The organism is Aquimarina ulvae, assembly GCF_053613295.3.
On the sequence record NZ_JBSIBP030000003.1, the window covers coordinates 530,178 to 545,791 of the forward strand.

Here is a 15,614-nt window from a genome sequence, read left to right on the forward strand (position 1 = left end):
AATGTTGATAACCTATGTTACGATGACATTGTATTTTATCGAAAAGTAGTGAATTTACAGAATAAATGAGCGCTTCAGGTGTTATTACATTAACAGTACTATAATAACCCACTAGAATGAAAAAGCTATTATCATTACTCTTTATTTGTTTCTTGATTTCTTGTTCAACAGATTCGGATGCAACCAATACGGTTCCTGAAGTGGATAATCCTGATGAAACAGGTCAAGATGTAACGGATTATGTGGATTATTATGATGGGCGTATTGTATTTAATTTCGCAGAGAATTATACCGTAGGTCAATTTGCTAATGGAGATTATTGGGTACATAATAATGGTGATAATGTGGTTATTACTGAAATTGTTCCAGCATCTAGAAAAGACGAAACGGGTAGAGTCATTCACGGTACTATGGTCAACCCAGCAGTATCCGGAACACAGGGTTACGATAGTGAACCCAGAGACATGAATTATGATAATGCGCTCAATGTAGATCCAGGAAATACTACAGAAGCACTTACTGCAGCTCCTGGAAGTTCTGTAATCAAATCGATTTCGAAGGAAAATAATGATGGAAGACCGATGATTAGTGATGCAGCTATCTTAACAGTATTAGCTAAAAAGCCAGACAAAGGATCCTTCCGTCCTGGATATGTAGGTACTGATAAAAGTAGTATCGCTACTATCGACGATTTAGACTACTCGTTATTAGGAAAACATGCGCCTATTGGTGGAGAAGCTGATCTTGATGAAGTGGCAAAAAAGTATGAACGTGTTTGGTTAGAACATAATACAGAATGGACAGCACGAGACATTCATCCAGAAAATCATATGCCTGACTATGGTAGAGATATTACGACTGCCTTGGCTGAGGGCTTACTGTTATTACAGATGGATTATAGTAATGAGCAGAAAGAAAAATTGCTAATCAATATGGTACAGTATGGGTTGGACGTTTATAATGTTGCAAAAAATGGTGGGGAATGGTATAATAACGGAGGACACAACTTAGGACGAAAAATGCCACTTGTTCTGGCTGCAACAGTGTTGGGTAATTCAGAAATGTTGGCGTACGCTGATAAAGAAAAGCATTTTATATTTCAGGATGACCAGAACCACTTTTATATTGGCCAAGAGGATGTTGATATTACCCACAGTCCTTCATGGAATCCTGATGATAGAGCTACTCCTATACCTTATGAAACCAGTGATATTGGTCGTGCAGAGTGGGGGATTCGAGCCGCAGATCAACCACAGAAAAACAATAAAAGTATGGATGCCACGTACAGAAATGTCTGTGGTCCAGGACAAACGCAGCACATATTGGCAGCACGCATGATGGGAGTAGAAGCTGTCTGGAATTGGAATCCTGTTTTTGATTATGCAGACTTTTATTATGAAGCGTCTCCTGATAGATTTGATAACTATTTCAAAGCTTTGTGGCAAGCGTATCGCTAACCGTGGTAAAATCTATCATAATCAAATCCTCCAAAAGGTCATTTAAAGAGTTGGCTAAAGTATCGAATGTGGATTTTATTCAAGATAGGGGGGCAATCCTATAGTATACAGTACTAAAAAAACAACCTTCTAAAATCTAGAAGGTTGTTTATCATAAATTTTGGTTTGTTCTGCACGAACGAATTCTTAGTTTATCACTAGTTTCGCACTGCGTCTGGCACCAGAATCATCTACAATGTTCACCAAATACATTCCAGATGTAATTCCAGAAATATCGATTGTTAATTCGGTAGTACTTGTGGGTACTCTTAGGGATTTTAGTTTCTTTCCGCTTAGGTCAGAAATCATAATGATACTATTTTTTAAATCCGTTGTGTTTTTAATTGAAACACGACCAGTTGCAGGATTCGGAAACATTTCGAAGAGTTTATTTTCTATTTCATTCTCTCTGTTGATAGCAGTTTCGCACACTGGTGCTGTTGCAGAATTACTAAAATAAATAGCGTAATCTTTGGCTACCAGTACAAAATTTCTTTCATCAATTGTTACAAAATAATCTCCATCTAGACCAGGAATACCTGTACCTACCAAAGAAATTTGAGGATTCGGTTGATTGAAGTTTTGTGTAGTATCCGAAAAATCAATATACCAAGGAGCTATATCTAAATTAAACGAAAATTGATATAACCCATTGTTAGCCAAATTCCAGTTTAGTGTAAACAAATTGATATTGTCTAAATCCGGACCTCCAGTTCCTAATACGTAGATATTTTCATAAGATGTATTTATACTTACCAAAGAAGTTTCTATTGGTGCGCCAAAAGAACAATCACCAGTAGGTGGATCTATAATATCATCTGTAACTATGATCATAACCGAAGCAGTATCGGTACTACCATTTCCATCGCTAACCGTAACAGTAGCGGTATAATCACCTGTTGTGTATGTATGTGTAGAAATAGCATCTGATCCAACGGTTCCATCACCGTAATCAATACTATAGGTCAGCGTATCATTATCTGCATCTGTCGATCCAGAAGCGTCTAATACAACCTCCAGCGGAGTCACTCCAGTAGTTGGCGTAGCAGTTAGGCTAGCTATCGGAGCCGTATTTACAGGATTAGTGATATCACCGCATTGTGGAGCGATATCAGAATTACTACAATAAATAGTAAAATCGCCAGTGGCAGAAACTAGTACCAGATTATCTCCATCTAAGGTCGCATAATAGCTTCCATCTAATCCTACAAAACTAGAACCCGCAATTGTAAGTTGTGATCCAGAAGCATTAAAATTTTGTGTGGACACGGCAATTAAATCATTATACCAACTTGGAATACCGTTGTTAGTACTAAATGAAAATTGGTATAAACCATTATTTCCTAAATCCCAATTGATAGTACAATTGGCAATGTTATCTAAATTAGGACCACTATCTCCTAATACATAAATATTGGAATACGAATTATTTACAGACGGTAGTGGAGTGGCTCTTGGTGTATCAAAAGGACAAACTATTTCTTCGCAATCGGTATCTACCACTAGGTCAATTGTTTGTACTACACCGCTACTAAAAAATCCATCACTAACTGTTAAGGTTACCGTAGCACTATCTAGATTGGCATAGCTATGGGAAACAGTAACACCTTCTGCAGTAGTACCATCACCAAAATCCCAAGAATACGTTAACGTATCTCCGTTAGGATCAAAGGAATCACTGGCGTCAAACTCCACATCTGAACCACCACATCGACCATTATCACTTGAGAATTTAGGTACAGGAGGTTTTGGTTCTGTAGTTTGACCAAAATCAACATCACTAGTAGAATAAAAAGCTTCTTCTGTAAGCGATCGTTGCCAAATACTATAAATAACGTGTTTACCAGTTCTTGCAGGAAGTACAACATCTATATTGTCAATGGCAGATGCTTCTCGCGGTTCTGTTTCTACAAGAAGCTCGAGGCTATCCCATGTTAAAGGTTGATCCGGAGTCCAACTGGCTTTCGTAATATATACTCTATAGTACAATGTTTGATGTGGAGCAGTATTGGTCCAAGTGACAGTAAATGGGCCAGGAGTAACCGGTGTAGCGATCCAGTCATCACGTACTTGATCCAGACCACCATACTTATCTGGGCGTCCTGCGCTAGCAAGATTACCATCTGCAATGATTGCTTGATGCATACCATTCGCATCCATACGTGCCACTTCATTCCAATCATATAATGCTTGCGTACCATACAAAGCAACGGCATCAATACAGGCTGGTGAATCTGGGCTTTCTGGATTTTCTTGAAAACAAATCCAGACTCTACTAGGAGGACTGGTTACGGTACCGTGCGAAAAAACGGTTTGAAGGCTTGGAAAAATAAATGCGACGCCTAAGAATAATGGCGTTAACGATTTTCTTAGGTAGGAAATCATCCAACCTAAATTTTTGGTTTTAGAGCTTGTTTTTTTCATGTTGTTATTGAATTGTTAGTATTGAATTTACGTATCAAAAAAAACAGGGTGGTTCAATAACAAGCTTGAAATTACTATTTAGGATCGTTGTTGTCAACTAATTAACATTTTTTAAAATCATATTTAACATAAATAAGGAATACTTGAAGATTTGTGTTTTTAGTTTTCAATTGATGTGTGTAAAGTTGTACATAATAAGTAATTCCCTAATCGCTGAGAATCGCGTATTTAAAAATTTCTGGAGGATAGTAAGGAATAAGCAATTTATAGAATACTAATTTGATATGAGAAAAAGGTAGAACCAGTAAGTTTCAAAATATTCTATTTTACATAATATAAATTATAGTACAAATGTATATTGTAGCAAATTGGCGCATACGTAGTATTTTACATAATTGCAGATATAGTGACACCGCTAGGTGTTCTATATCGTCAGCAATTATGTAAAAGCCAATTTGCGAAACGTTTAGCTTATTAGTAGCTATAATGTAGTATTATGTAAAATATCCCAGTAATATTAGCTACTTGGGTCATCATAATTCTAAAAAACTATTGTTGAAACATTCGCAGCCGCATCATCTCGCCATCAAAACGAATCATCCACTGGATAATTTATTTTGCCACGTATTTGTAGCTATAATTTGCCGTTATGTACGGAACAATTTTAAAGATTGAGAATCTTTAGAATTGTTAGCGAGCTGATGTGGCTGGGGTTGCCTATGCGCTCGATTGCTTTTTATAAATTAAACGTTTACTGGCAATTTATTTTAAACACAATTATCCACCGCTTGCCAACGCCAAAATAAAAGCTAACCTTTTTGCTGTTATTAAAAATCGCGTATTCGATAAAATATCCGTAATAAAAAATTTTAGACGATTCTCGTAAGCTTGCCACAAGAGCATAAATTTTATGAAATCGACTTTTTAGGAGATTCACGAACACATTTGAAGTTTCTACAAATAATTAAATATGTGAGTAAAAATAAAATTCTATGCACTTGTTATATATAGAACTTCAATTAATCATTTTTTTAATGTTTCATTATCTTTTGTCTTGAAACAAAAGAAACAAAAATTCAAGGCTGCATATAATTTTGGAAACAATTAACGGCTCATTCGCTATATTTTAGGAAACATTGTAACTGGTTAACAATGCTTTTAAATCCCTTGTATAATTGAAACTCTTAAGAAGCTGTATTACTAAACCCCTAAAATATCGACGCTCATTTCTCCTATTGTTTTAGCCAAAATTTTATGAGGCCTTTTTGCGTATATCACTAGAATTTGGATGAATTCCACCTCCTTTCCATTCTCCAGTAATATGCCAATTTTCATAATGATATAACCATAAAATTGTCCAAGGAATAATACAGTCAGAAATTAACATTTTTGAATTAAATTCTTGATATTTAGGATAATACAAGCACAATTCATTTAATGGATACACATGAGGGATTTTATCATTATTAAAATTCCTCTTTAATTCTGGATTCAAAATATTCACTTTCGGTCGTTTGCCTATTCTATATATTAACTTAAAAGAATAATTAACACTTCTTGAAGTAGGCCTTATTAATCCAGTACATATAACACTATCCTTTAAAAGCTTAACATTGAATTCAGGATAGCTTCTTTTTAGAGCAATAAATTGCTCTGACAAAGTATATGTTTTTTGTTTATTCACTTCCGAAAAAAGTATTTTTTTTTATCGGTTTCGTATTAGCAACTAGTGATTCAGATATAACGCCAGTCGTAGTATTTATACCAATATTTTTCAACTTTCTTGCTTTTTCAAGTTGGTTTACTTGTGATTCTTGTGCACGTAAGAATACTTTTTCGCCAAATAGTCCCTTTATCGTATTTGCTTCCTCAATAACACCATTTTCTTCTTTTAAAATTTGCCATTGCTTATCTAAATGAAGTATGAATTTCTTAAAATGTTCATATAATTCAGGTTCTTTATCATCATCCCATTTATCGCTAAAATCTTCTTGAGAGTTAATAGGGTTTAATATTTTTAAGCGATTACCAACTAGACCTACAATGCTAAAATTTTGCTTTATTTTATGTATTATGTTTTCAATAGTATCAAAAATTGATTCTTCACCATCATAAAACTCACCTGCAATAGTTGTTAAAATTATGCTGGATGTGGCCATTTTAGGATTCGACTTAAAATATTCATCGCGATACATTTTGATTAACTGAACGGCTCTTTGTAAAGGCTTCTTTTTAGAAAATTCATCTGCTGGCAAATTTTCCATTGCATACGCCTTTTCTAGTAAGGTCATTTTTGCTAAATTTGACTTGTCAACAAACCAATTACCATAACCTCTTGGGTTACTTGAAGTCCAATCTCCTAATTCTCTATCTGGTATAACTAATTTGTCTTCGTCATAACTTGTTTCTTGACAACCAGGTAAAATATCCATATGAAAGTCACCAGCATAGTTTAGGCGAATACATCTATTCTTTAATTCAACTTTATCTTTATATCTGTCACTGTTTTGTAGAACTCTTTTCAATTGATTGTAAATATATTGTGGAGAATATTTCTCCCAATCCATAACAATATTTACAACTATATCTAAATCGAACTCATTTTTTCCAGTAGGCTTAACAGTTGTGCCAATCCTAACAGAACCTTGAGGATATATTTCAAAAACGGCGTCTTTAAAAAAGCCAGTATCTTCATTAAGTAAACTCTCAATAGCTCTGTAGGCTGTTTCCATTCTTTCCTTACGCGTATCGTCTAATTGAATTTGTTCTGCGATTCTGGCTAATAAATCGTCCAACTGCGTATTTTTATTTTTAAATAATATCATGCTTTACTCCATTTTAAATTTAAAACCCACTTTGCGTGAGGTCCAATATTGTATTTAGTACTTAACTCTCCCTCATCATAACCTAGTTTATTAATCATTTGAGCACTAGCCCATATTATATATTCACTATCTCCTTTTAATAATAATTCTTCTAACTCCTTTTGTTGTGATTCATTTGGTATCAATTCTAAAACTTCGTATTGTAAAATCTCCCAACAATCCCAGCCGGATTCAATTGGAGCTCTTTTTAACGGAGTTTGAACTGATTTTATAAATCTGTAATTAACATATGGGAAATTCTTTTTTTTAAGAATTCGATTATCTGCCTTTCCTCCCAACAACTCTTCGTAAAATTCTCTCCAATGAGAAATTTCACGATTTTTTTCACTATTAAACCAATCAAGAAACTTCATTGCATTTCTAGCAGGAACAAAAACCGCTAAATCATCTTTTTTTAATCCAGCTGTCTTCATTTTTAAATCGTCAGTGGCATTCATTCCCTTTAAAACACTTTGTGTTTCAGGTAATCTTTTATACTTCCCTCCTACGTGTTGATACCAATTCCAATTTGGGTTTGCATTTTGTACTAAAAGGTATTTATCATTAACCTTAATTACATACTGATAAGACATGGAAAATCTTATGTATTTTCCAGAAAGGCTAATCCAAAAACAATGCAATGCTAATTTTAACCTTTTCCAGTTTTTGTAAAAAAAATTAAAACCATCAATAATCAAAATAGTGATAAGTAAAATAAATCCGCCTCCAATAAATTCAGGACGAAGCGACTCATCTATATTATAACCTATGATAATTAGAATTAATGCAACTAATATTTTTAAAATGAATCTCAACATACATATTTAGTATTAACCTTTTGGTGGAAAATTATCGTTACCAAAACTATCTTTCTGTCTAATTTGGCCTTTTTGGTTATGAACTAAAAGTTCAGATTTTTGATTTTTCGCAATATTTCTAGCTATTTTAATTGCCTCCTTTTGAGTAGGAGTAACTTTTGTTGCCTTTTGATTCCCTGCTCCTTTAACTGCCCAACCATTATTATGTGGAACTACGTGTTAATTCTTTTTCATTATTTATATTTTAAATTTTTATAACACTTTCTACAATACCTTGTATTTTAAAGTCTCTCGTTAATATTATTGGCTGATGCTCTTTAGTTGTTGATTTTGGTAACAAAACAATATGATCAACATTATTTTTAAATTCCTTGATTGTAGCCTCATCATCAATTAAAGCCACTACTCTATCTCCATCTTCAGCGGTTTGTTCATTTCTTATTAATACTAAATCTCCATCATCAATATTAGCCTTGTTCATTGAGTCACCAGATGCTCTAAGAATAAAATACTTTTTATCCTTTCTAATGAACTTTGTTGAAATAGAAATTTCTCTTTCAATATTTTCTTCTGCAAAAAGTGGATAACCACATGCAACATTCCCTAATACTGGTATGCTTATCATTTTTTCATACTCTTCTCCACCTTCAGCAACACTTAAATTTGCTGATTGTATAGAATCATAAGTTTTATAAGGAGTATGTGTTTCTAGTAATTCAGCAACTGCAACATCCAATATTTTTGCAATCTTGAATAAATCTTCAAGACTTGGTTGTCTCCTATTTTGCACATATGAATTAACCATATTGTAGCTCTTTTCTAATCTTTCAGCTAACCAAGTTTGCTTAATACCTTTACTTTCTAAAACTATTTTTATACGATTCATTATAATGAATTGATTTACAGTAACAAATTTAAGACATAGTGTTATAATATCTCATACTATGAGATATTATATATTAACATTATGATGTTAATTATCAACATTTATAATGTTAAATTAAAACACTACGTAGAAAAATATTATTTTATATTGCATATATGTTAGTAAAAGAAGTTTTTAAAAAGCTGTATTATTATTCAGCTGCAAAGGGTAACAATACTTGGGAATTAGTATGTGACTGTAATGATGACAATATTCTAGCAGCAGTTGAGCACTTAATGCAGATTGAGTTTATAGGTATTGTCAATAAATATAAACTATCAGAAAAAATTAATTCAATTGTACATGTTGTTTTTGATGAAATAATCGATTTGAGAAGAAGATGTAAAATACCTGAATATGAGGACAAATTGGCATACCTACAATTAAATTGGGGAGTTTGCGCATCTACAAGATTTAATTCTCAAGGAGAGTTTTTATATTGTTATGGTATTTTTAATAAATCTATTTTCGAACAAGTACCAGAAAATGGGGAGCAACAATATTTCGATACTCAATTTTTGTATAGACATATGTTCTCCAAAAGTGAATATCTACGAAGGAGTATTGATTTAATTGATGCTTGGTTAAATCAACTTTTTTATTATTCAAAATCCTTTTCGGGTTTATCGGAATGGTGTAATCTTTTTTATGATGATTTGGTAAATAGACTAATAAGAAATCCTTTTATTCCAGCATATTACACTAATTTTTTATCAACTCTAGTGTCTTGGGGAGAACTGCATGAAAAAAATGATTCTGTAAAAAAAATCAAAGAGTTTATACAAATAAGCTTTAACGAAACTAAATGGACCACTAATGTGGATGAAAACAGGGTTAAAGCAGAATTTGGTTTATCACTTTTGATGTTCAAAAATTATCATTCCATTGAGGAAAAGGAATTAATCTATTTAGATTTAAAAAAGTCTGGTGTTTTGAATAGCCTTAACATGCTCCAAGCAGCGATAGAAATTTCTTTTGATATTTCTACACTGGATAAAAATTCAAATGAATTAATCAATGCTATTTCTGATTATAATAATGATGTGCAACTAAAAGATGTGGGAGAAATTGAATGGATTTATAATAGAGCTAGAATTTTTAAAAATTTATTAAATACACCAATACAAGTAGCAATTACAAATGGACGAAGTGATTATATAGAAAACATTTTAACCAACTATTATAATATTAATCGTCCAAGTAATTCTAATGAAATTATATTTATCTCACCAAATCAACCAGAAGGTGTTACCTATTGTTTTAATAATAGAACATCATTTGTGCCAAATGATGCCAAAACTATATTAGTTGAACTTGTAGATTTAGAGAACGAGATTTTCAATATAGTTAGATTATTTAAAAGTAAAACAAGTCAAAAAATAGTTATTCCTGATAAAACCATAGGTCAACCAACTACACAAAAAGCTCAATCTTTTAAAACCAAACTTCTAAATTATTATAGATTTGACTTAATTAATTATAAAGAAATTACAACAAGACATTCTATTTCTCAATTCGATTTAAATTCTTTTCCAATTCAACCTTTAATGCTAGAGCAAACAGGCATTACCTTACCATTAAATTTAAGTTTAACAGAAAAATTACCTTTCTTAAAAGTTAAAAAAGTACTTTTTTGGCAAGGGAATAGTATGACTTCTGAAATTGAAACGAATGCAATTACAGAAATTTTTGGTTTATCTAACATTGAACTAATTACTCTTAATTCAAACGAATCTAATAAAGAAGAATTTCTAAAAAAATGTAATACAGAAAACTTTGACATTATTTGGATTTCATCTCATGGACATCATGCACATTATGAAACTAATATATCGCAGATAATTTTATCTGATACTGAAAATCTATCTATAAGAGAATTTAAATCATTAAGTAATAACAATGAAAAAAGAAGGCTTCTATTTCTAAATATTTGTGAAGGCGGAGTCCATTCACAAAATGGCGAATTTAAAAACATAGGATTTCCAAACTTACTAGTTGATTTTAATCAAGATGTATTATCACATCTTTGGATGGTAGATTGGAGAATTTCATCTGTATATGGTGCACTAATCGGAATTGGAATAGTGAATTACTCGTATAATTTTTTTGAAGCGTATCAATTTTCTTTAGACTTATTATTAAAAGGCAAAGATTCAGTAATAGAAGAATTAAAAGGTCATAAGTACAATCTTGAAGAATTAATTGCTAGAATTGAAAATGATGGTAATACAGATTGGGATAATCTTGTAAATATTTATAGTCCTGTCTATCATATTTGAAATTTAAGTAAATACATCTAGTATTTCAATCCATTCCATACACATTCCCACTTCTCTCCTATCGTCACTTCGGGCAAAGAGTATTCCATTACATTTTTAAAGAAACTTTTTAGAATAAATTTTTTCAAGATACTGTGGTAACAACTTTCGCTTTTAACCAAAGCTCAAGTTACATAACGCAGAACATTATAGTACAAATATATTTATTGAAGCAAATTGATGGATGCTTGCATTTTACATAATTGCAGATATAACAACACGGCAGTGTTTTATATCGATAGACAAATCGACTTTAGGAGATTCACGAAATCCATGATATCAAATATAAACCATGAGTAATTATGTAAAAGTCAATTTGCAAAACGTTTAGCTCATTCGTAGCTATAATGTTACGAAACAAGAAATGGGAATTATTGTTTAACAAAGGCCGGTACAAGGGTTTCAAAAACGGGTTTCATGATTTTATCATCATCCCCGTCGTGACCGGAAATAACAATGGTTAAGTCAAGTTCTTTTACAACCATAACACGCTGGCCACCCCCTCCCCAAGCCAATGTCATATCATAGCTTTTGTTACCTACCTTTACTGGTGTGTAGTACCAAAAATATCCATATAGATAATTCTTAGGCATCCAATCTATTGCAGGTCTTACAATACCGCTAGTAACTTTGGCAAGATAGTCTACAGAAATAAGCTGTTCGCCGTTCCATTTACCGTTATTGAGAACCAAATTACCAAATTTGAGCATGTCACGAGACATCAGACTTGCCTTCCAACCTGCTTGTGGCAGACCACTTACATGGGTAGACCATTTATAATTAGTAATACCTAGTTTATCAAGTAGCTCTGTTTTTATAAAATATTCTGCTGTTCCGGGGACTACGGCGTCAATGACTGTCATTACTAACATGGGGTTAAAATTACCATACAAGTAGGTCTGAGAAGCATCTGTAATGGGTTCGGAGTATTCAAGTAGGTTTTGTACCAGCCCCTGCCCTTTTAATATAACCGAATCACTTTCAATTTCTTTCCATTTATCCCTATCTATTGTTAAACCACCTTGCATCGTCAATGCTTTATGTAGGGTAATTTTTTCAAATCCTTTGGTGAATTTTTTTGGGTCAACATCTTTTAGAAAATGAACTAAAGGCTTGTCTAGGTCTTCCATGGATAGATACCCCATTTGAATTGCCCTACCTAAAACCAAACTGGTATAACCTTTTACCGCAGAAGCTTGTCCGTGTGGCAAATTAATACGTCCTTTCTTATAATAGGATTCAAAAACTAATCTGTTTTTATGCGCAATGAGCAAGGCGTCGTAGTTCCCATATCTGTCGTCAAAAATTTCTTGGGCAACATTTAGGATGGCCTTCTTTTTATTGCTGTCTACCGATAATTCACCAACTGGTATACCATCATCTCTATCCTCGGGAGCTGTGCTTATAAAGGCATTATTAAGGTGGGGAATATCCCAGAATGAAACTTCTGCGGTATCACTTGAAACATGAGTCACTATTGATGACAACCAAGCGACACTTGCTACAGCAATCCTTGGGAAAGCAGTTTGGTGATTACCTTCAATGGTTTTGTTTTGAATGGTTAATTCTAAATTGGCGCTATCATTGAATAACTTAAGAAACTCTTCCGTTAGTTCTTCCTTTCCTTCCTCTAAGTTACCATGTGCAATAAATACATTGGCATGTAATTTCTTACTGTTATCTGGCTCAGAAGATACAAGTTTAGCATTAATCTCTGATAGCGAGGACATGTTGTTTTTACTCATAGGACTACCAAGAATGTAATTATTAAAAGTGTTAGGTTGCGTAAGTAATATGTAAGCACCGAATGCACCGCTTAGGGAATAACCAAAGTAGCTGCGACTGTTGGCACAGGTACGATAGTTTTTTTCCACATACGTAATTACGTTGTTTCTAATAAATGTTACATGATTTTCAGCCTGGCCAAATTTTAGCTTGGGATGATTTGGGTTGGTTTTTTTTCTGAATGAATAATCGGTAAACCGGCTGGCGTGAACCCCATATTGTTGCTTTACATCTGATGCTATGTCCTTTTGCCAAGAAATTCCGACTAGAATAACGTCTTCTAACATGTATTCCGATGCACCAGAAAGCATTTCTAGATGCCACATAGCATCTGTATAATAAAGGACAGGATACCTTTTATCCGTATTCTCAGCATAATCTTCAGGTAACTCTATATAAAGTTCATATTGTTTTTCTGTTTGGGTGTCTTTTATTGGAACTACCTGAATTTGTGGCATTACGAAGGCAGAAGTTTCGCCATTTGAGACCAAATCAAGTTCTCTATTTTTTTGGGTAAAACCTATATTTATTGTGGCTAGAAAAAGGATTATAAATAATACTCCTGTTTTGTTTATCATCTTGTTATTTTTTATGAATGCACCTTAAAAGTACTGGATAAACTGTATTATTTATAGTAAACAGTATAAGCATAGAAATTAAATGATAAGTTGATTTCATCATTGATATAGGCCTTTTGTAAGAAATTATGATAATTTAAGTTTGAACGCAGTATTTTTATCTCTTAACGAAAAGCATGATACAGAAGTTTTTGAAGAATACCATACTCATTAACTTGGGTGCATTTTTATTGGTGCTACTCCTTGAACTATTTAGTAATTTGATTATAAAGGACAAATTAGGTTCCGATTACGCGCTATTCATTCACAGTTTAAGTTATACTATGCACATCATGGGAATCATTTGGATTAACCATTTTATTCTCATTCCTTATTTTCTGGACAAGAAGCGCTATCTGTTATTTTCGATACTGTTTGTTGCCACCATCTTCGTTGCAATTTCTACCAAAGGCAATTTCAGTTACGACTGGATAACTATTTCTAAATTTTTCTTCTTTTTTTTATATACCACCGGAACTGGAATGGCAGTTTTCTTTTTAAGAAGGAATATAGGCATTGAAAGAGAAAATAGTGAAAAAGAAAAATTGCAAAGAGAGTTGGAACTGAATTACCTAAAGGAACAAGTAAATCCTCATTTTTTATTTAATTCATTGAATAGTATTTATGCTCTATCCAGGCAACAATCTAAGGAAACACCTGAGGTGGTAATGCAACTTTCAGAATTAATGCGGTATCAATTAGAAAGTGCTAAAAAAGACTTTGTTTCTTTGAAGGAAGAGTTAGAATTTATAGAAAATTATTTATTCCTAGAAGAGAAAAGGTTAAGCAAACGCTGTACGATTGAATTTTTAATTGAAGGAGAACTATTAAATTATAAAATAGCGCCCATGTTGTTGATACCATTTGTTGAAAACGCAATTAAACACGGTGCACAAGCCACGAATGAACAGAGTACAATTGAAGTAAATATAGATATAAAAAACACCAAACTTCATGTAGATGTTGTAAATTCAAAACATACTACGGTTGTTAAATCGACAAGAACTGGCATGGGACTGGAAAATGTAAAGAGACGATTGAATTTATTATATTCGAATGCTCACATATTAGAGATTAATGACATGGAGAAAGCGTATCATGTAAATTTAACCATCGATATAACAGACTAGGAGGAATGATTAAAATTGCTATTGTTGATGATGAATTGTTAGCACGTGAGGTGTTAGAAGAATATTGTTCTAAAATAAATAATTTTGAATTGGTCCTAAGTACAGGGAATCCTATTGCATTTGTTAATTTTATCCAACAAAATACAATTGACCTTGTTTTTTTGGATATAGAAATGCCAGAACTTAATGGAATAGGGATTTTACGTTCAATGATAAAGTCACCAAAGATTATTTTAACGACGGCATATTCCGAGTATGCATTAGAAAGCTATGATTTTGGCGTGGTAGATTACTTATTAAAACCCATAAAACTTGAACGTTTTCTACAAGCAATTAACAAAGTTTCAACTTTAAAAATAACAGAACCCAAAACGAAGAATAAAAAAGAAGAACTTACCATAAAACATGACGGATTACCGGTAACCATCCCTTTTAACTCCATTCTCTACATCCAGAGTTTCGGGAATTATTTAAAAATTTTTACAGATACTAGAATGTATCTTATCTCCGAAACACTTATTAATATCACTACTTTATTATCTGAAAATTTTCAACGCACACACAAATCATACATTGTTAATTTAAACAGAGCTACAAAAGCTACCCGAACGTTTTTATTAATTGAGGATAAGGAGGTTCCTGTTAGTGCTATGTATAAGGTGGTTGTTTTTGAAAAATTGGAAGCTTTACCTAAGTCATAAATATTTACTCTAATTCTAAGTCATCTGAAAAAGAGACTTTTTGAAAGAAAAATTTAAAGAAAGTGTAGCGCCAAATACTTTGCTTTACCCAAGCAAAGTGACCCTTCGGCAAGCTCAGGGTAATACATAACGCAAGTATATTATGATTCAATTCCAGAAATCATAATTAGTCATTATGTAAGATGGCTTTGGTATCTCAAAAAAGATAATATTTAGTATCTAATTTTAAAATTTTAATCCATTTCTTAATTTATAATCTACAAATACTCTAGCTAAGCAACGATTATTCCGATGATATAGTCGCTTACAATATAGCTATAAGAACAAAACCGGGTCTTGCCGTAAAGCAACGATGTTTATCCTTCTGCTTTTTTAAAATTCTTAGAGAATCGCTACCAATTATTCGCCTTATGACTTATCTACTAGTTTTATTAACGCATTTCTAACCAAACAGCAGCAGGTATTTTCTCGAGTTCCATAGCTAACGGGTGTAAAATACACTATTCATTAAACATTCAAAAATTAAGAGCTCCTAA

At 32.7% G+C, this 15,614-nt stretch carries 10 protein-coding genes and 1 pseudogene; 4 read left to right on the forward strand and 7 right to left on the reverse strand.

Annotated elements, in window-relative coordinates; genetic code table 11:
* Window positions 1–116 precede the first annotated feature (116 nt).
* A complete protein-coding gene (locus ACWGOQ_RS09355) occupies window positions 117–1,457 on the forward strand; it encodes a hypothetical protein (RefSeq protein WP_452057683.1) in 1,341 nt (446 codons plus the stop codon).
* A 186-nt stretch (window positions 1,458–1,643) separates the two neighbouring features.
* Here ACWGOQ_RS09355 and ACWGOQ_RS09360 read toward each other — a convergent pair whose 3' ends face one another.
* The 6 genes and pseudogenes from ACWGOQ_RS09360 to lexA form a co-directional block, all read right to left on the reverse strand.
* The gene (locus ACWGOQ_RS09360; RefSeq protein ID WP_452057684.1) at window positions 1,644–3,920 is read right to left on the reverse strand and encodes a lytic polysaccharide monooxygenase; all 2,277 of its coding nucleotides are present in this window, start codon (window positions 3,918–3,920) and stop codon (window positions 1,644–1,646) included.
* 1,252 nt (window positions 3,921–5,172) lie between these two features.
* Window positions 5,173–5,604 carry a type II CBASS E2 protein gene (locus ACWGOQ_RS24100; protein ID WP_518515941.1) on the reverse strand — a complete coding sequence of 144 codons (432 nt, stop codon included), beginning with the start codon at window positions 5,602–5,604 and terminating at the stop codon, window positions 5,173–5,175.
* Window positions 5,597–6,745, reverse strand: a complete 1,149-nt coding sequence (locus tag ACWGOQ_RS09370) for an SMODS domain-containing nucleotidyltransferase (RefSeq protein WP_452057686.1) — start codon at window positions 6,743–6,745, stop codon at window positions 5,597–5,599. The genes ACWGOQ_RS24100 and ACWGOQ_RS09370 overlap by 8 nt, the downstream gene beginning before the upstream one ends.
* Window positions 6,742–7,602, reverse strand: a complete 861-nt coding sequence (locus tag ACWGOQ_RS09375; protein WP_452057687.1) for an SMODS-associated NUDIX domain-containing protein — start codon at window positions 7,600–7,602, stop codon at window positions 6,742–6,744. Before ACWGOQ_RS09375 ends, ACWGOQ_RS09370 begins: the two co-directional genes overlap by 4 nt.
* 12 nt (window positions 7,603–7,614) lie before the next feature.
* Window positions 7,615–7,809, reverse strand: a pseudogene (locus ACWGOQ_RS09380) (DUF2188 domain-containing protein); the annotation flags it as partial.
* A 37-nt stretch (window positions 7,810–7,846) separates the two neighbouring features.
* Window positions 7,847–8,488, reverse strand: coding sequence for a transcriptional repressor LexA (gene lexA / locus ACWGOQ_RS09385; protein ID WP_452057688.1), 642 nt, complete (start codon window positions 8,486–8,488; stop codon window positions 7,847–7,849).
* A gap of 155 nt (window positions 8,489–8,643) precedes the next feature.
* Here lexA and ACWGOQ_RS09390 point away from each other — a divergent pair, with 155 nt between their 5' ends.
* Window positions 8,644–10,806 (forward strand): CHAT domain-containing protein, encoded by a 2,163-nt coding sequence (locus tag ACWGOQ_RS09390; protein WP_452057689.1) that lies wholly within the window; start codon window positions 8,644–8,646, stop codon window positions 10,804–10,806.
* 410 nt (window positions 10,807–11,216) lie between these two features.
* Here the strand turns inward: ACWGOQ_RS09390 and ACWGOQ_RS09395 are convergent, their stop codons facing one another.
* Window positions 11,217–13,208 (reverse strand): alpha/beta hydrolase-fold protein, encoded by a 1,992-nt coding sequence (locus ACWGOQ_RS09395; protein WP_452057690.1) that lies wholly within the window; start codon window positions 13,206–13,208, stop codon window positions 11,217–11,219.
* A 332-nt stretch (window positions 13,209–13,540) separates the two neighbouring features.
* Here ACWGOQ_RS09395 and ACWGOQ_RS09400 point away from each other — a divergent pair, with 332 nt between their 5' ends.
* A complete protein-coding gene (locus ACWGOQ_RS09400) occupies window positions 13,541–14,377 on the forward strand; it encodes a sensor histidine kinase (RefSeq protein ID WP_452057691.1) in 837 nt (278 codons plus the stop codon).
* 5 nt (window positions 14,378–14,382) lie between these two features.
* The gene (locus ACWGOQ_RS09405) at window positions 14,383–15,078 is read left to right on the forward strand and encodes a LytR/AlgR family response regulator transcription factor (protein WP_452057692.1); all 696 of its coding nucleotides are present in this window, start codon (window positions 14,383–14,385) and stop codon (window positions 15,076–15,078) included.
* Window positions 15,079–15,614: the final 536 nt, after the last annotated feature.